This is a genomic window from Pseudomonas vlassakiae, from assembly GCF_014269035.2.
In the GTDB taxonomy this organism is placed as follows: domain Bacteria; phylum Pseudomonadota; class Gammaproteobacteria; order Pseudomonadales; family Pseudomonadaceae; genus Aquipseudomonas; species Aquipseudomonas vlassakiae.
The window spans coordinates 37,672-55,780 of sequence record NZ_JABWRP020000016.1; the positions used below are offsets into that span (position 1 = coordinate 37,672).

The following is an 18,109-nucleotide window of genomic DNA, read 5'->3' on the forward strand; positions in this document are numbered from 1 at the left end:
ACTAACAGGAACAAACCAAGATGAATACCGCCGTGAACGTCAACGTCGTGCATGAGTCCGAAGCCCAGCGCCAACACGCCCGGGTGCGCATCCCGGCCAAGCTGCGTTTCCTCGACAAAGAACGCCAGGCCCACGATGTGAAGGTCGACGACCTCTCCGCCGGTGGCCTGAGCTTCCACACCCAACAGCCACTGTCGGTCGGTGAAGTGCTGCGCGGTCGCCTGCAGTTCACGGTCGACAACCTCGGCCTGTCGATGGACATCGAATTCCAGGTGCGCGCCCACGACCGCAGCAGCGGCCGCACCGGCGCGCAGTTCCAGAACCTCGAACCGCGCGACATCGCCACCCTGCGCCACATCATCACCACCCACCTGTCGGGTGAGCTGATCACCGTCGGCGACGTGCTCAGCACCCTGCAGCGCGACAACTTCACCAAGGCCCGCAAGCAGAAGGACAGTGGCTCCGGCCTGTCCGCCTTCGGCCGGCTGAAGGCCGTGACGGTAACCCTCGGCGTGTTCGTGGTCGGTGTGGCCGCCTTTGGTTTCGTCGCCAAATCGCTGTACGGCATGTACTTCGTCAGCCATGCCGAAGCCGGCGTGGTCGCCGTGCCGACCACCACCGTCACCATGCCGCGCGACGGTACCGTCAACAGCCTGGCCGAAACCGGCGGGCAGATCGTCAAAGGCGCACCGCTGGCCAGCTTTACCACCAGCATGCTGGACATGCTCAAGGGCAGCCTGGACGACTCGCAGCTGGAACCGGCAAAGATCGAGGAACTGTTCGGCAAGCAGCTCTCCGGCACCCTGACCAGCCCGTGCGATTGCGTGGTCGCGCGCCAGCTGGTGGACGACGGCCAGTACGCTGCCAAGGGGCAGCCGATCTTCCAGCTGGTGCCACGCACCACCACCCCGATGGTCGAGGCCCGCTTCAGCTATCGCCAGTTCGACGAGGTCAAGCCAGGCACCCGGGTCAACTTCCAGGTGGCCGGCGAGGACGAAGTCCGCACTGGCCAGATCGTCAGCAGCGCCAGCCTCAACAGCGATGACCTGGCCTCCGACATCCGCGTGCAGATCAAGCCCGACAGCGCCATGCCTGCCGAACTCGCCGGCCGCCCGGCTTCGGTCAACAGCGACCGTGGCCCTTCGCTGAACTGGCTGATCGACAAAGCCGTAGCCCGCGGTCTGTAAGAGGATCCCGTGATGATTCCCCATAAGAAAAGCGCAAGCCTGGGCCTCTGTGCCCTGGCGGCCGCGGTCGCCCTGGCCGGCTGTGCGGGCCTGCCCGACCAGCGCCTGGCCAACGAAGCCCTCAAGCGCGGCGACACCGCATTGGCCGAGCGCAACTACAAGGCCCTGGCCGACCTGGGTTACAGCGACGCACAAGTGGGCTTGGCCGACATCAAGGTCGCCACTCGCGACCCGGCGAAAATCAAGGAGGCCGAAGCCACCTACCGCGCTGCCGCATCTACCTCGCCGCGTGCCCAGGCACGCCTTGGCCGCCTGCTGGTAGCCAAGCCCGACAGCACGCAGGCCGAGCGTGAAGAAGCGCAAACCTTGCTCAAGGCCGCCGCCAGGCAAGGTGAAAGCAATACCCTGATCCCGCTGGCGATGCTCTACCTGACCTACCCGCAGAGCTTCCCCAAGGTCAACGCGCAGCAGCAGATCGACCAATGGCGCGCCGCCGGCAACCCGGAAGCGGGCCTGGCCCAGGTGCTGCTGTACCGTACCCAGGGCACCTACGACCAGCACCTGGACGACGTCGAGAAAATCTGCAAAGCCGCGCTGAACGCTACCGACATCTGCTACGTCGAGCTGGCCACCGTTTACCAGAAGCGTGGCCAGGCCGATCAACAGGCCGCCCTGCTTGGGCAGCTCAAATCCGCCTACAGCCGTGGCGCGGTGCCGGCCACTCGGGTCGACAGCGTTGCCCGCGTGCTGGCTGACCGCAGCCTCGGCCAGACCGACGAGAAAACCGCCAAGGACTTGCTCGAACAGGTCGCCCCGGCCAACCCGGCGTCGTGGGTCAGCCTGGCGCAGCTGCTGTACGACTTCCCCGAACTGGGCGACACCGACCAGCTGATGGCCTACATCGACAAGGGCCGCGAGGCCGAACAGCCACGCGCCGAGCTGCTGCTGGGCCGCCTGTACTACGAAGGCAAGACCCTGCCAGCCGATGCCAAGAAGGCCGAGCAACACCTGCAGGCCGCCGCCGACGCCGGCGAAATCAGCGCCCATTACTACCTCGGCCAGCTGTACCGCCGCGGTTACCTGGGCCATGTCGAGCCGCAAAAGGCCGTCGACCACCTGCTGGCTGCCGCCCGTGGCGGCCAGAACAGCGCCGACTATGCCCTCGCCCAGCTGTTCAGCGAAGGCCATGGCATCCGTCCACAGCCGGGCAACGCCTGGGTGTTCGCCCAACTGTCCCAGGTCAACCCGACACCACAGTCCAGCGAACTGCTGCAGCAGCTCGACCAGCAACTCACGCCTGACCAGCGTACCCAGGCGCAGAACCTGCTGGCGCAGGAAAAGCAGGCGCGCGGCAGCATGCTCCAGGGTGCCAACAGCACCTTGGCCCTCGAAGCGCTGCAAGACGACGAAAAAGAAGTAGAAGCTGAGGACTCGCTATGACGCTCAATCCATTCGTGAAAGCCGGCATTGGCCTGAGCTTCGCCCTGCTGTGGTCCTGCCCGACCCTGGCGGAAATGACCGCCGAAAAGAACTTCGGCCTGGATGTGAAAATCACCGGCCAGTCGGAAGACGACCGTGACCTCGGCACCCGCCCTGGCGGCGACGTCAACGGCCTGGGCCTCGACCTGCGCCCCTGGGTGTACGGCGAGCGCGGCAACTGGAGCGCCTACGCCATGGGCCAGGCGGTCACCGCCACCGACACCATCGAAACCGATACCCTGCGCCAGAACGACGACGGCACCACCACCGACACCGCCGCCGATGGCCGCAAGCAGGACAAGAGCTACCTGGCCATGCGCGAGTTCTGGGTCGGCTACAGCGGCCTCACTGCCTACCCGGGCGAGCAACTGCGCCTCGGCCGCCAGCGCCTGCGCAGCGACGATGGCATGTGGCGCGACACCAACATCGAAGCGCTGAACTGGACCTTCGACACCACCCTGCTCAAGGCCGACCTGGGCGTTGCCCAGCGCTTCAGCGAATACCGTACCGACCTCACCGAGCTGGCCCCGGAAGACAAGGACCGCACCCACATCTACGGCAACGTCGCCACGCAGTGGACCCCGGGTCACTGGGTCGGCCTGCGCGCCCACCATACCCATGACAGCGGCAGCCTGAAAAACCCGGGCGAAACCGTCGACGCGCTGGACAAGACCCGCACCGGCGACCTCACCTGGCTGGGCCTGGAAGCCAACAGCGACGCCTACAACTGGCGCAACGACCACACCGTCAACTACTGGGGCAGCGTCACCTGGCTGACCGGTGACCGCGACACCCTCAGCAGCCAGACCGTCGGCGACCAGACCGTGGCCACCGGCAAGCAGAGCGGCAATGTCAACGCCTGGGCCACCGACCTCGGCATCCGCCTGCGCCTGGACCCGCAATGGCAGGTCGGTGCGGCCTACGCCCGCGGCAGTGGCGGCGGTGGCGACGACGGTTCGAACAACTTCGAGCAGACCGGCCTTGAGAGCAACCGCTCCAACTTCACCGGCACCCGCTCGCGCGTGCACCGCTTCGGCGAAGCCTTCCGCGGCGAGCTGGGCAACCTCCAGGCGGCCACCCTGTTTGCCTCCTGGCAGCTGCGCGACGACTACGACGCCAGCCTCATCTACCACAAGTTCTGGCGTGTCGACGGCAACCAGAACATCGGTTCCAGCGGCATCAATGCAGTGGTCGACGACAACGGCGTGAACCGCCAACTGGTCGATGGCGAAAAAGACCTGGGCCAGGAAATGGACGTGGTCGTCACCAAGTACTTCAAGCAAGGCCTGCTGCCGGCCTCGATGAGCCAGGCGATCGACGAGCCTTCCGCCCTGGTGCGCCTGCGTGCCGGTGTGTTCAAGCCGGGCGATGCCTATGGCAAGGAAGCGGACTCGTACATGCACCGCGCCTTCGTCGACGTGATCTGGCGCTTCTGAGGCCGGGAGACCCCTGATGAACCTTCACCCGCACATCCGTCCCAGCCTCCTTGCCAGCGCTTTGCTGCTGGCAAGCCACCTGGCCGTCGCCGCCGAGCCCCAGGTGATCGCCAAGGAGCTGCAGCAGGCCAAGACCTATACCGTGGCCAGCGCACCGATCGAGCCGCTGCAGATGGACCCGCCGAAACTGCCTGACCTCACCGGCTACACCGCGCAGGCCGTGCAGAAGAAGATCGACCGCCGCCACAAAGGCAAGGTCAGCCTGCGCCGCATGTTCCAGGAGGACACCCTCAAGGAATTCGTCGGCGGCGACAACAAGGCCGCCGAGTGGGTGCAGCGCCAGCACGGCATTCCTCAGGCGATCTTCATCGATGACGGCCATGTCGACCTGGTCGAGCTGAGCAAGAAGGTGCCCAAGCAGTACCTCAGCGAAGTCGAGCCGGGCGTGTACCTGGCGCGCCTGCCGATCGTGGTCGGGCAGAAGGGCATTCTCGAGATCGACGGCAAGGTCAAGCAACTGCGCCTGTCCCAGGAAGGCGGTTCGTTCCTGGTCAACGACGGCAAGCTGTTCGTCACCGACACCCAGGTGATCGGCTGGCGCGAGAAGGACAACGGTCCGGCGACCTTCCGCTCGCCCAAGGAATTCCGCCCGTTCCTGCTGTCGTGGGGTGGCACCGAGACCTACATCGTCAATACCACGATGGCCAGCTTCGGTTATGCCAAGTCCAAGTCGTATGGCGTGAGCATCTCGCAGTACACACCGAACATGTCCAAGCGCATGGGCCGCGCGGAACCGACCGGCTGGATCATCGGTTCGACATTCAGTGACATGTGGTACGGCTTCTATTGCTACGAGACCTCCGACTTCGTGGTCAAGGACAACACCTACCACGACAACATCGTCTACGGCATCGACCCCCACGACCGCTCGCACCGCCTGGTCATCGCCGGCAACACCGTGTATGGCACCAAGAAGAAGCACGGCATCATCGTTTCGCGTGAGGTCAACGACAGCTGGATCATCAACAACAAGAGCTACGACAACAAGCTTTCCGGCGTGGTGATCGACCGTAACAGCGTCAACAACCTGGTGGCCTACAACGAGATCTACCGCAACCACACCGACGGCATCACCTTGTACGAGAGCGGCGACAACCTGATCTGGGGCAACAAGCTGATCAACAACCGTCGCCACGGCATCCGCGTGCGCAACAGCGTGAACATCCGCCTGTACGAGAACATCGCCATGGCCAACGGCCTGGTCGGCGTGTACGGGCACATCAAGGACCTGTCCGATACCGACCGCGACATCGCCCTCGACCCGTTCGACACCAAGGTGTCGCTGATCGTGGTCGGCGGCGAGCTGTCGGCCAACGGTTCCGGCCCGCTGTCGATCGACTCGCCGCTGTCGGTCGAGCTGTACAAGGTGTCCATGCTCGCCCCGCGCAAAGCCAGCGGCATCAGCCTCAACGGCGTGCTTGGCGAACGCCAGGACGAAATCCTCGACCTGCTGGTGCGCCAGCAGAAGGCCGTGCTGATCGACCCGGTCGAACGCCAGACCGAAATGATCGATTAAGGAAGCCCAGACCATGACTCCACACCTGATGAAACTGCTGGGCCTGTCCGCCGCCCTCCTGGCCATCAGCCAGGGCGTGCGCGCCGACGAAGTGAAGGCCCCGACCTTCACCGCCGAGCCCTGCTGCCAGCTGTGCCCCGAGGCGCATGACGCGAGCCGCTACACCACTCGCTACCAGCAGAACTTCACCACCCTGGTGCAGGCTCAGGGTGACTGGCTGTTCCGTACCCGCGAAGACCTGCGCACCGAGTTCAATACCACCCCGGCCGGCTACAAACGCCTGCAGCAGGTGCACGATGCGTTCAAGAAGCGCGGCGTGGAACTGGTCGTGGTCTACCAGCCAACCCGTGGCCTGGTGAACCGCAACATGCTCAATCCGGAAGAGAAAGCCGCCTTCGATTACCAGAAGGCACTGGGCAACTACCAGGCCATGCTCAAGCGCTTCGCCAGCATGGGTTACAACGTCCCCGACCTGTCGCCGCTGACCAACGAGCAGCTGGCCGCCGCCGACCAGGGCAAGGACTTCTACTTCCGTGGTGACCAGCACTGGACGCCTTACGGCGCCGAGCGCGCCGCGAAGATCGTGGCCGAAACCGTGCACAAGATGCCGGCCTTCGAAGGCATCCCGCGCAAGGAATTCGAAACTCACAAGTCCGGGCGCATGGGCAAGACCGGCACCCTGCACAACGTTGCCGGCCAGCTCTGCGGCACCAGCTACGCCGTGCAGTACATGGACCAGTTCACCACCGAGCCGAAAGGCTCGACCGGCGGCGGCGACGACCTGTTCGGTGACAGCGGCAACGCCCAGATCACCCTGGTCGGCACCAGCCACAGTGGCAAGAACTACAACTTCTCCGGTTTCCTGGAGCAGTACATCGGCGCCGACGTGCTCAACGTCGCCTTCCCCGGTGGCGGCCTGGAGGGCTCGATGATCCAGTACCTGGGCAGCGAAGAATTCCAGAAGAACCCACCGAAGATCCTCATCTGGGAATTCTCGCCCCTGTACCGCCTGGACCAGGAAACCATCTGGCGGCAGATCCTCGCCCTGCTCGACGACGGCTGCGACGATCGCCCAGCCCTGATGAGCGCCAGCGCCACCCTCAAGCCCGGCAAGAACGAGCTGATGGTCAATGGCAAGGGCGGCGTGATCAAGGACCTGATCAACCGCAACATGCAAATGGACGTCAAGTTCGAAGATCCGTCGGTCAAGGTGCTGCAGGCCACGCTCTGGTACCTCAATGGCCGTCACGAAGACATCAAGCTGGAAAAACCAGAGACCTCGGACACCGATGGCCGCTTCGTCTTCCAGATGCGCGAAGACGAAGACTGGGCCGGTCAGAGCTTGCTGGCCTTTGAAGTCCAGGGCCCGGAACAAGGCACGCAGAAAGTCGAAGCCAAGCTCTGCAAACGCAACAACTTTGCCGTGCCCGCGCAGACTGCGCAGGCTGGCCAGTGAGGCGACCATGACCATGTTCAAGCGAATTTTCAGCCCCGCCCTGCTTACCCTCGCCCTGTTTGGTAGCGCCGCACAGGCCGCGCTGGTGCCCCCGCAGGGTTACTACGAGGGCATCGAAAAGCTGAAGACCAGTGACGGCAACTTCCGCTGCGAACCAGCCCCCAAGCCGTATACCGGCGCGCTGCAGTTTCGCAGCAAGTACGAAGGCTCGGACAAGGCCCGGGCGACGCTCAACGTCGCCTCGGAAAAAGCCTTCCGCAAGTCCACCGAAGACATCACCACGCTCGAGAAGGGTGTGAGCAAGATGGTCGGCCAGTACATGCGCGACGGTCGCCCGGCGCAGCTCGACTGCACCCTGGCCTGGCTCGGTACCTGGGCACGCGCCGATGCGCTGCTGTCCACCGACTACAACCACACCGGCAAGTCCATGCGCAAATGGGCGCTGGGCAGCATGAGCGGTTCGTGGCTGCGCCTGAAGTTTTCCAACTCGCAGCCGCTGGCCGCGCACCAGGCCGAGGCCGAGCTGATCGAGAAGTGGTTCGCCCGCCTCGCCGAGCAGACCGTGCGCGACTGGAGCGACCTGCCGCTGGAGAAGATCAACAACCACAGCTACTGGGCGGCCTGGTCGGTGATGGCCACCGCCGTCGCCACTGACCGCCGTGATTTGTTCGACTGGGCCGTGAAGGAATACAAGATCGGCGCCAACCAGGTCGACGAACAGGGCTTCCTGCCCAACGAAGTCAAGCGCAAGCAGCGTGCCCTGGCCTATCACAACTATGCCCTGCCGCCGCTGGCGATGATTGCCAGCTTCGCCCAGGCCAACGGCGTGGACTTGCGCGCCGAGAACAACTTCGCCCTGCAACGCCTGGGCGAAGGCGTGCTGGCGGGTGCCCGCGATCCAAGTCACTTCAAGGAACGGGCCGGCGAGAAACAGGACCTGACCGACCTCAAGCTGGACAGCAAGTACTCCTGGCTCGAGCCCTGGTGCGCGCTGTACCACTGCGTCGGCGACACCCTGCAGCGCAAGCAGCACATGCAGCCGTTCAACAGCTTCAGGCTTGGCGGCGACATGACCCGGGTCTACGACCCGAGCGCGGAATCGAAGAAATAACGCGCCCCCACGGGGGCTAGGTCCCCCCACCTTTTGCGTGGGGGGTTTGGGGGGCGCTGTGCCCCGGATGCTGTGAACAAAAAGGAGAACCGGGATGGTCTTCTCGTCCAACGTGTTCCTGTTCCTGTTCTTGCCGGTCTTCCTAGGCCTGTACTACTTGAGCGGGCAACGCTATCGCAACCTGCTGCTGCTGGTCGCCAGCTACATCTTCTATGCCTGGTGGCGGGTCGATTTCCTCGCCCTGTTCGCCGGCGTGACCCTGTGGAACTACTGGATCGGCCTGAAAGTCGGCGCCGCCGGCGTGCGCACCAAACCGGCCCAACGCTGGCTGCTGCTGGGGGTGGGCGTGGACCTGGCGATCCTCGGCTACTTCAAGTACGCCAACTTCGGCGTCGAAAGCCTCAACGCGATCATCACCTCGTTCGGCCTCGAACCGTTCATCCTCACCCACGTGCTGCTGCCGATCGGTATCTCGTTCTATATCTTCGAGTCGATCAGCTACATCATCGACGTGTACCGCGGCGACACCCCGGCCACCCGCAACCTGATCGACTTCGCCGCGTTCGTGGCGATCTTCCCGCACCTGATCGCCGGCCCCGTGCTGCGCTTCAAGGACCTGGTCGACCAGTTCAACAACCGCACCCACACCCTGGACAAGTTCTCCGAAGGCTGCACCCGCTTCATGCAGGGCTTCATCAAGAAGGTGTTCATTGCCGATACCCTGGCGGTGGTGGCCGACCATTGCTTCGCCCTGCAGAACCCGACCACTGGCGACGCCTGGCTCGGCGCTCTGGCCTACACCGCGCAGCTGTACTTCGACTTCAGCGGCTACAGCGACATGGCCATCGGCCTGGGGCTGATGATGGGCTTCCGCTTCATGGAGAACTTCAAGCAGCCGTACATCAGCCAGTCGATCACCGAGTTCTGGCGGCGCTGGCACATCAGCCTGTCGACCTGGCTGCGCGACTACCTGTACATCACCCTGGGCGGTAACCGCAAAGGCACCTTCAACACCTACCGCAACCTGTTCCTGACCATGCTGCTGGGCGGCCTGTGGCACGGCGCAAACTTCACCTACATCATCTGGGGCGCCTGGCACGGCATGTGGCTGGCGATCGAGCGGGCGCTGGGCATCGACACCAACCCGCAACGCTTCAACCCGGTCAAATGGGCCTTCACCTTCCTGCTGGTAGTGGTCGGCTGGGTGATCTTCCGTGCCGAGAACCTGCACGTCGCCGCCCGCATGTACGGCGCCATGTTCAGCTTCGGTGACTGGCAGCTGTCGGAACTCAACCGCGCCCAGCTCACCGGCCTGCAGGTAGCTACCCTGGTGATCGCCTACCTCACCCTGGCGTTCTTCGGCCTGCGCGACTTCTACCGCAACGCCACCCCGGCAGCAGCCGTGCGCACCCCGGCCCAGGTCAACGCCGACGGCTCGATCGGCCTGGACTGGACCCGGGTGATGTCCCGCGCCCTGATCCTGCTGCTGTTCGTGGCCTCGATCCTCAAGCTTTCGGCGCAGAGCTACTCGCCGTTCCTGTACTTCCAGTTCTGAGGTGGATGACATGACCCGGACATTACGCATCACCTATTCCCTGTCGTTCCTCGGCCTGCTGGTGGGCATGGGCGCCTGGTCCACCGGCGGCTTCGAAAGCTTCCACCGCACCGAGCAGATGACCCTGCTCAACGGCAAGCTGGCCAAGGCCGCCGAGACCCACTACGACGACCAGTTCCCGATCAAGCGCCTCGGTACCAACCTCTGGGCCGCGCTGGACTTCAAGCTGTTCAACGAAGGCCGCCCAGGCGTGGTGCTGGGCCGCGACCAGTGGCTGTTCAGCGACGAAGAGTTCAAGCCCAGCGCCGGTGCCGAGCAGCAGATGCAGGACAACCTGGCACTGATCCGCGGGGTACGCGACACCTTGCAGAAGCATGGCAGCCAGCTGGTGCTGGCGATCATTCCGGCCAAGGCACGGGTGTATTCCGAGTACATCGGCAAGCAGCAACCGGCCAGCCTGCACGACGACCTGTACAACCGGTTCCATGCCCAGGCACGCCAGGCCAACGTGTTCGCCCCTGACCTGATGGCAGCCCTGGAGCAGGCCAAGGCCCGCGGTCAGGTATTCCTGCGTACCGACACCCACTGGACGCCGATGGGTGCCGAAGTGGCGGCGCAAGCGCTGGCCGAGGCCGTCAGCCGCCAGAGCCTGCTCAACGGCACCCCGCAGACCTTTATCACCGAAGCGGGCAGCACCGCCCCGTACAAGGGTGACCTGACCAACTTCCTGCCCCTGGACCCCCTGTTCAGCAACCTGCTGCCGACCCCGGACAACCTGCAGCAACGCACGACCCGCCCTGCCGAGGCCGCAGGCGAAGGCGGCGACGCGCTGTTCGCCGATAACCAGATCCCGGTCGCCCTGGTGGGTACCAGCTACAGCGCCAACCCGCACTGGAACTTCCTCGGCGCGCTGCAGCAGGCGCTGCACAGCGACGTCGCCAACTACGCCGAAGACGGGCACGGCCCGCTGCTGCCGATGCTCAAGTACCTGCAGAGCGATGCCTTCAAGAACGCCGCGCCACAAGTGGTGGTGTGGGAATTCCCCGAACGTTATCTGCCAATGACCAACGACCTCAGCAGCTTCGATCCGCAGTGGATCGCACAGCTGAAGAACTCACGTCAATCCGAAGAAAACCTGGCCTTGTCGTCCACCCGGACGAATCACTGATCGATAGAGAGGAAATGCACATGACTACCAAGACTTCCATTGCCAAAGCCCTCACCCTCGCGGCCGGCCTTTCCCTTGCTTCCATGCAGGCCTTCGCCGGTGCCGACGCCGCGCTGTACGGCCCGAGCGCGCCGAAAGGCTCGACCTTCGTGCGCCTGTACAACGCCACCAGCGCCCCGGCTGCGGCCAGCGTCGGCAACACCCAGATCAAGCAGGTCGGCGCCCAGGCCAGCAGCGACTTCAGCTTCCTGCCGGGGGGTGACTACACCGCCCAGGTCGGCGGCAAGAGCGTGCCGGTGAAGCTGGCGGCAGACAAGTACTACACCCTGGTCAACAGCGCCAGCGGCACCCCACAGCTGATCGAAGAACCACCGTTCAAGAACAAGCAGAAAGCCTTGGTTCGCGTGCAGAACCTCAGCGACCAGGCGGTGACCCTGAAGACCGCCGACGGCAAGACTGAAGTGGTGCCGTCGGTGGCCACCAAGGGCCGCGGCGAGCGTGAAATCAATCCGGTCAAGGTCAACCTGGCCTTGTTCGAAGGCAACAAGAAAGTCAGCGACCTGAAACCGGTCGCCCTGGAGCGTGGCGAAGCGGCCGTGCTGTACGTAACGGGTTCCGGCAGCAACTTGTCGCCGGTGTGGGTAACTCGCCCCGTGGCTAGCAACTGATCCCCCTGCCTCATAACGACTATTGGAGAAACATGATGATCCCGGTAATTCTTTCTGGTGGTAGCGGTTCCCGTCTGTGGCCTCTGTCGCGCAAGCAGTTCCCCAAACAGTTCCTGGCACTGACCGGCGAACACACCCTGTTCCAGCAGACCATCGAACGCCTGCGCTTCGACGGCATGGACACCCCGATCGTGGTCTGCAACAAGGACCACAAGTTCATTGTCCAGGAGCAGCTGGCAGCCCTGAAACTGGAAACCCAGGGCATCCTGATGGAACCGTTCGGTCGCAACACGGCCCCGGCGGTGGCGATGACGGCCATGAAGCTGGTCAACGAAGGCCGTGACGACTTGATGCTGGTGCTGCCCGCCGACCACGTGATCGACGACCAGAAGGCCCTGCAACGCGCCCTGGCCCTGGCTACCGTGGCTGCCGAGCGCGGCGAGATGGTGCTGTTCGGCGTGCCGGCAACCAAGCCGGAGACCGGCTACGGTTACATCCGTTCCAGCCAGGACGCGCTGCTGCCCGAGGGCGTGGCCCGGGTTGCCCAGTTCGTCGAGAAGCCCGACGAGAAGCGCGCCGCCGAGTTCGTCGCCGCCGGTGGCTACTTCTGGAACAGCGGCATGTTCCTGTTCCGCGCCAGCCGCTTCCTTGAAGAGCTGAAAAAGCACGACTCCGACATTTACGACACCTGCCTGCTGGCCCTTGAGCGCAGCCAGGAAGACGGCGATGTCTTGAGCATCGACGAAGCCACCTTCGCCTGCTGCCCGGACAACTCCATCGACTACGCGGTGATGGAAAAGACCCAGCGTGCCTGCGTGGTGCCGATGTCGGCCGGCTGGAGCGATGTCGGCTGCTGGTCGTCGCTGTGGGAAGTGCACGACAAGGACGCCGACGGCAACGTCACCAAGGGCGACGTGGTGGTGCAGGACAGCCGCAACTGCATGATCCACGGCAACGGCAAGCTGGTGTCGGTGATCGGCCTGGAGAACATCGTCGTGGTCGAGACCAAGGACGCGATGATGATTGCCCACAAGGACAAGGTCCAGGGCGTCAAGCAGATGGTCAAGACCCTCGACGAGCAAGGCCGCAGCGAAACCCAGAACCACCTGGAAGTGTATCGTCCGTGGGGCTCGTATGACTCGGTGGACATGGGCGGCCGCTTCCAGGTCAAGCACATCACCGTCAAGCCAGGCGCCAGCCTCTCGCTGCAGATGCACCACCACCGCGCCGAGCACTGGATCGTGGTGTCCGGCACTGCCGAGGTGACCTGTGACGAGAACGTGTTCCTGCTCACCGAGAACCAGTCGACCTACATCCCGATCGCCTCGATCCACCGCCTGCGCAACCCCGGCAAGATCCCGCTGGAGATCATCGAGGTGCAGTCTGGCAGCTACCTGGGCGAGGACGACATCGAGCGCTTCGAGGATGTCTATGGGCGGACTTCGACGCCGATCGAGCGTGGCGTTTCGGTGAAAACCATCGCGCAGTAAGCAACACTCAAGGGGCCGCCAAAGCGGCCCCTTCCTTTTGAGGCCAGGCCGTTTTGGCGCTACGATGGTCAGACCTGCGCAACCAAGGCCTGCCTGCCCCATGATCATCGGTGCCTTCCTCATCCTCACCTGGCTGGTGCTGTTGTTGCGCTACCCGGCCAAGGCCCTGCCGATTACCCTGGCCGCGATTTGTGGCCTTGGTCTGGTGGCATTGCTGGTCATCTGGCAGGACAACCGCGAAGCCTCGCAACTGGCACGCCTGGAATTGCGCCTGAGCTATGCCCCCGAACACTGCCCTGCCGACCGTGCGCTGCAGGTGCGCATGAAGAACGGTAACGAAGTGCCATTGACCGAACTGCGCTGGCGCGTAGCGGCGTATGCACCGGGCGATACCGTGAACCTGGCGGAAAACACCTACAACGCACCGCGCTACCGTGGCCCGGGTGAGTTGCAGCCAGGCGCGGAGTGGGAGGATTGCCTGCCATTGCCACCCTTGCGCTCGGGATATCGCCCACAGACACTGGAATTCCGTGCCGAGCATCTGCAAGGTACATTTGCCAATTGATTTAAGGCCTGTACCGGCCTCTTCGCAGGCAAACCCGTTCGCACCGATACAGCGTTGCCCTCTGGCTCGGCGCGGTCCCTGTGGGAGCGGGTTTACCCGCGAAGAAGCCGGCACAAGTCCCTACAAATCCACCTGCTAACAGGCCTCAACCCATGCCCACCGTCCTGATCACTGGTTGTTCCAGCGGCATCGGCCGCGCCCTGGCCGACGCCTTCCGCGATGCCGGCTACCAAGTCTGGGCTACCGCCCGCAAGCCTGAGGATGTCGAGCGACTGAACGCCGCTGGCTTCAGCGCCCGGCAACTGGACGTGAACGACAGCGAGGCGCTGGCCTGCCTGGCCGAGGAACTGCAAACCCTCGACATCCTGATCAACAACGCCGGCTACGGTGCCATGGGGCCGCTGCTCGACGGCGGCGTCGATGCCCTGCGCCAGCAGTTCGAGACCAATGTCTTCGCCGTTGTCGGGGTGACCCGCGCACTGTTCCCGTTGCTGCGCCGTGCACGCGGGCTGGTGGTGAATATCGGCAGCGTCTCGGGGGTGCTGGTAACGCCGTTCGCCGGCGCCTACTGCGCGTCCAAGGCCGCCGTGCACGCCCTGAGCGACGCGCTGCGTCTGGAGCTGGCGCCGTTTGGCATTCAGGTGATGGAGGTACAGCCGGGGGCGATTGCCTCGCAGTTCGCCAGCAATGCCCAGCGCCAGGCCGATCAGGTGCTGGCGGCGGATTCGCCGTGGTGGCCGCTGCGCGAGCATGTGCAGGCGCGGGCGCGGGCATCGCAGGACAAGCCGACGTCGGCGGCGGAATTTGCCCAGGGGGTGGTGGCGGCAGTTGGCAAGTCGCCGGTGCCGGGTGTGGTGCGGTTGGGCAATGGCAGCACGGCGCTGCCACTGATGGCCCGCGTGCTGCCGCGGCGGTTGCTGGACTGGGCCCTGCGCAAGCGCTTCGGATTACTCCGCCCACTCTAAACACCCCATTGCCTGTACTGGCCCTTCGCGGCTAAAGCCGCTCCTACAGGGACGGCGCCGCACTCGGGCTCGGTGCTATCCCTGTAGCGGCTTTAGCCGCGAAGGGCCAGTACAGGCTGCAGAGAATCAAGCGATGGAACGCAGCACTCCGCCATCCACCCGCAAGGCCGCCCCAGTAGTCGCACTGGCCTGCATCGAGGCCAGGTACACCACCATGTTGGCCACCTCCTCCACCGTCGCCAACCGCTTGATCAGCGAAGTCGGCCGGTGCTCGGCCAGGAAGTTGGCCTCTAGCTCTTCGGTGGATACCCCCTGTTCCTGCGCCAGCTTGGCAAAGAAGCCACCCACCCCCTCCGAGCGGGTCGGCCCCGGCAGCACCGAGTTCACCGTCACCCCAGTACCCGCCAAAATCTCGGCCAGGCCACGGGACACCGCCAGCAGCGCCGTCTTGGTCATGCCGTAATGAATCATCTCGGTCGGGATCTGCAACGCCGACTCACTGGACAGGAAGATCACCCGCCCCCACTTGCGCTGTGCCATGCCCTGGGCGTAGTGGCGCGACAGGCGCACGGCGCTGAGCACGTTGACGTCGAAGAAGCGCTGCCAGTCGGCATCATCGATTTCGAAGAACGGCTTGGGCTCGAAGATGCCGAGGTTGTTGACCAGGATATCGGTGTGCGGCACCTGGTCGAACAGCTTCTGCGCCCCCTCCTGGCTGCCCAGGTCGGCGGCGATGCCGATGATGCGAGCTTGCGGCAGGCGCTCGCGCACCACTTTGAGTGCTTCATCGACACGGGCCTGGGTACGGCCGTTGAGTACCACTTCGGCGCCCGCCTCGGCCAGGCCGATGGCGATAGCCAGGCCGATGCCAGCGGTAGAGCCGCTGACGATGGCGCGCTTGCCGTTCAAGGAAATGTGCATCTGTGCTCCCTCTCTAGCTATGAGAATGCTGCGGCGGCTCGTCGAATGCCTGCCAGCCACCGCCCAAGGCCTTGTACAGCCCTACCAGCGCCTGCGACACCGCGGCAGAACTGTCGATCCACTGCTCTTCGCTGGCCAGCAAGGCACCCTGCACGGTCAGCACGTTGAGAAAGTCCACCGCGCCTTCCACATACTGGCGCTGGGCGGTTTCCAGGGCGACGCGGTTCTGCCGCACCGCCTCGGCCAGATGGTCGCGACGCAACTGGCTGGCGTTGTACAGGCGTAGCACATCGTCGATTTCGTGCCAGGCACCGAGCACCACCTTGCGGTAGTTGAGCGCTGCTTCCTGCTGCTGCGCCTCGCGCAGTTGCAGGGTGCCTTTGAGCCGGCCACCTTCGAAGATCGGCAGTGACAACTGTGGGCCGAAGGCGAAGCGACGCGCATCCCAGCCGCCGAAATCGGCCAGTTGCATGGCCTGGAAACCGACGCTGCCAGACAGGCGGATACTGGGATAGAAGTCGGCCTTGGCGACACCAATGCTCGCAGTGGCAGCATGCAGGCGTGCCTCGGCCTGGCGGATGTCCGGGCGCCGTTCGGCCAGCTCGGAGGGCAAGCCGATGGCGAACTTCTGCTGCGGCGCCGGCAGCTCTCCCGCTTGCAGCAACTCGGCCTGCAGGCTGCGCGGCGGTTCGGCGGCCAGCAGGCTGAGGGCATTGATCAGATCGTCGCGCCGGGCCTCAAGGCTTGGCAGGCGCGCCTCGATGGACGCCACCTGGGCGCTGGCCTGGGCCACGTCGAGCCGGGTGGCGACACCTTCGGCCTGACGATCCCGGGAGAGCTTCAGGCTGTGCTCGGCGACCTTCAGGTTGTCGCGGGTCACCTCCAGGGTGTGCTGCACGGCACGCAACTGAATGTAGTCGCCGGCGGTTTCCGAGAGCAGCGCCAGCAGCACGCCACGGCGGTCGTTCTCGGCCACTTCGACGGTGGCATCGGCCGCTTCCACCTGGCGCCGCACACGGCCCCAGAGATCCAGCTCCCAGCCGGCGACCAGGTCGCCCTGCCAGAGGTTGAAGGCTGACTTGCCGGCATTGCCGGACGGGTCGCTCAGGCCTTCGGCACTGTTGCGGGCACGGCTGTAACCGACATTGGCATCGACCGAAGGTGTTTCATCGGCTGCCACCGTGCTACGCAAGGCACGGCTTTGCAACAGGCGGACACTGGCCATCTGCAGATCGAGGTTGTTGGCGGCTACCCGCTGGATCAGTGCGCTCAGGCGTGCGTCATGGAAGGTGTCCCACCAGCGCAGTTCCAGCGGCTCGGCTTGTGGCTGGCTGGCAGCGGCTTCACCTTGCAGCGCTGCCCACTGCTGTGGCGCCTGGCTGTCGGGGCGCTGGAAATCCGGCCCGAGGGTGCAGCCGGCCATCAGCACGGCCAGCAGCAGCGGGCTGAAGCGTACGGCAGGTTTCATCGGGCGCTCACCTCTTTGCCGGCCAGCTTGTCACCCTGGGTGTCGATGGTTGCTTCCACCGACATGCCCACGCGCAGGCGTTCGAGCAGCGGTTGGCCGTCATCGAAGACGATCTTCACCGGAATGCGTTGCACCACCTTGGTGAAGTTGCCGGTGGCATTGTCCGGTTTCACCGCGGCGAAGGTCACACCGGTCGCCGGGGCGATGCTCTCGACATGGCCAGTAAGGGTTTCACCGGAAAAGGTGTCGACGCTGATGCTGACCGGCTGGCCTGGCTGTACATGGGTCAGCTGGGTTTCCTGGAAGTTGCCGACCACATAGGCATGCTGCAACGGCACCACCGAAAGCAGGCGCGCACCGGGGTTGACGAAGGCGCCGACGCGCAGCGCACGCTCACCGACCATGCCGTCGACCGGCGCAGTGATGCGGGTGTAGGACAGGTCCAGCTGGGCCTTCTCCAGCCCGGCTTCGGCACGCTTCAGCTGGCCATCGGCGCTGGCCACCTGGGCCGTGAGGATGTCCACCTGCTTGCGGGTTGCCACCAGCGCCGCCTGGGCGTTGGCCAGCCGGGCGCGGGCCTGGTCGACGCGGCTGCGCGCCTGCTGGGCGTTCTGCACGGTACCGGCGCCCTGCTCGGCCAGGCGGCTGTAGCGGTTGACCTCATGGTCGGCGAACGCCGCTTCAGCCTGCGCCGCTGTCACCGCTGCCTGGGCCTGGGCAATCAATGCGGCCTGGCGCTCCAGGGTGGCACGGGCATCGGCGCTTTGCGCCTTGGCCACCAGCAACTGGGCCTGGGCCGCATCCAGCGCAGCCTGGTAATCACGGGCGTCGATGGTCGCCAGCAACTGGCCGGCCTGCACCTGCTGGTTGTCTTCGACCAGCACTTCCTTGATGAAGCCGGCAACCTTGGGTGCGACCACGGTGTAGTCGGCGATCACGTAGGCATCGTTGGTGCGCTGCCGGTGGTCGCTGCCGAACAGCCAGGGGCCGACGATTCCGGCCAGCACGGCGACGGCGAGCACCGAGCCGATGAGAAGGGTTTTACGGTGGTGGGTCATGTCAGT

General features: G+C 64.7%; 15 protein-coding genes. 12 read left to right on the forward strand and 3 right to left on the reverse strand.

The genetic code is table 11. The features are described 5' to 3' along the window. The first annotated feature begins 20 nt into the window (after positions 1 to 20). The 12 genes from HU738_RS19585 (at position 21) to HU738_RS19640 (ending at position 14,656) form a co-directional block, all read left to right on the forward strand. Positions 21 to 1,187, forward strand: a complete 1,167-nt coding sequence (locus tag HU738_RS19585) for an alginate biosynthesis protein Alg44 (protein ID WP_176508263.1) — start codon at positions 21 to 23, stop codon at positions 1,185 to 1,187. 12 nt (positions 1,188 to 1,199) lie between these two features. Next, positions 1,200 to 2,627 (forward strand): alginate biosynthesis TPR repeat lipoprotein AlgK, encoded by a 1,428-nt coding sequence (gene algK / locus HU738_RS19590; protein WP_186601233.1) that lies wholly within the window; start codon positions 1,200 to 1,202, stop codon positions 2,625 to 2,627. Further along, complete coding sequence (locus HU738_RS19595; RefSeq protein WP_186601232.1) at positions 2,624 to 4,102, forward strand: alginate export family protein; 1,479 nt, start codon at positions 2,624 to 2,626, stop codon at positions 4,100 to 4,102. Before algK ends, HU738_RS19595 begins: the two co-directional genes overlap by 4 nt. A 16-nt stretch (positions 4,103 to 4,118) precedes the next feature. Continuing rightward, positions 4,119 to 5,678, forward strand: a complete 1,560-nt coding sequence (gene algG / locus HU738_RS19600; protein ID WP_186601231.1) for a mannuronan 5-epimerase AlgG — start codon at positions 4,119 to 4,121, stop codon at positions 5,676 to 5,678. Positions 5,679 to 5,691: 13 nt separating this feature from the next. Further along, complete coding sequence (locus tag HU738_RS19605) at positions 5,692 to 7,134, forward strand: alginate O-acetyltransferase (RefSeq protein WP_054884677.1); 1,443 nt, start codon at positions 5,692 to 5,694, stop codon at positions 7,132 to 7,134. Positions 7,135 to 7,141: 7 nt separating this feature from the next. Next, complete coding sequence (locus HU738_RS19610) at positions 7,142 to 8,245, forward strand: mannuronate-specific alginate lyase (protein ID WP_176508259.1); 1,104 nt, start codon at positions 7,142 to 7,144, stop codon at positions 8,243 to 8,245. 94 nt (positions 8,246 to 8,339) lie between these two features. Continuing rightward, entirely contained in the window at positions 8,340 to 9,800 is a 1,461-nt protein-coding gene (locus HU738_RS19615) for an MBOAT family O-acyltransferase (protein WP_186601230.1), read from the forward strand. A gap of 10 nt (positions 9,801 to 9,810) precedes the next feature. Continuing rightward, a complete protein-coding gene (locus tag HU738_RS19620) occupies positions 9,811 to 10,968 on the forward strand; it encodes an alginate O-acetyltransferase (RefSeq protein WP_186601229.1) in 1,158 nt (385 codons plus the stop codon). A 20-nt stretch (positions 10,969 to 10,988) separates the two neighbouring features. Further along, positions 10,989 to 11,636, forward strand: coding sequence for an alginate O-acetyltransferase AlgF (locus HU738_RS19625; protein WP_176508256.1), 648 nt, complete (start codon positions 10,989 to 10,991; stop codon positions 11,634 to 11,636). A 35-nt stretch (positions 11,637 to 11,671) separates the two neighbouring features. Then, on the forward strand, positions 11,672 to 13,126 hold the full coding sequence (locus tag HU738_RS19630; protein WP_176508364.1) for a mannose-1-phosphate guanylyltransferase/mannose-6-phosphate isomerase: 1,455 nt from the start codon (positions 11,672 to 11,674) through the stop codon (positions 13,124 to 13,126). 100 nt (positions 13,127 to 13,226) lie between these two features. Next, complete coding sequence (locus HU738_RS19635; protein ID WP_186601228.1) at positions 13,227 to 13,691, forward strand: multidrug transporter; 465 nt, start codon at positions 13,227 to 13,229, stop codon at positions 13,689 to 13,691. A gap of 152 nt (positions 13,692 to 13,843) precedes the next feature. Then, positions 13,844 to 14,656, forward strand: a complete 813-nt coding sequence (locus HU738_RS19640) for an SDR family oxidoreductase (protein ID WP_186601227.1) — start codon at positions 13,844 to 13,846, stop codon at positions 14,654 to 14,656. A gap of 126 nt (positions 14,657 to 14,782) precedes the next feature. On the opposite strand, the gene HU738_RS19645 is transcribed toward HU738_RS19640, so the two are convergent. From HU738_RS19645 to HU738_RS19655, 3 genes are read right to left on the reverse strand one after another with little or no spacing between them, the layout of a single operon-like run. Further along, positions 14,783 to 15,577, reverse strand: a complete 795-nt coding sequence (locus HU738_RS19645; RefSeq protein WP_186601226.1) for an SDR family NAD(P)-dependent oxidoreductase — start codon at positions 15,575 to 15,577, stop codon at positions 14,783 to 14,785. 13 nt (positions 15,578 to 15,590) lie between these two features. Further along, on the reverse strand, positions 15,591 to 17,045 hold the full coding sequence (locus tag HU738_RS19650) for an efflux transporter outer membrane subunit (RefSeq protein ID WP_186601225.1): 1,455 nt from the start codon (positions 17,043 to 17,045) through the stop codon (positions 15,591 to 15,593). Then, on the reverse strand, positions 17,042 to 18,103 hold the full coding sequence (locus tag HU738_RS19655; protein WP_186601224.1) for an HlyD family secretion protein: 1,062 nt from the start codon (positions 18,101 to 18,103) through the stop codon (positions 17,042 to 17,044). The genes HU738_RS19650 and HU738_RS19655 overlap by 4 nt, the downstream gene beginning before the upstream one ends. Positions 18,104 to 18,109: the final 6 nt, after the last annotated feature.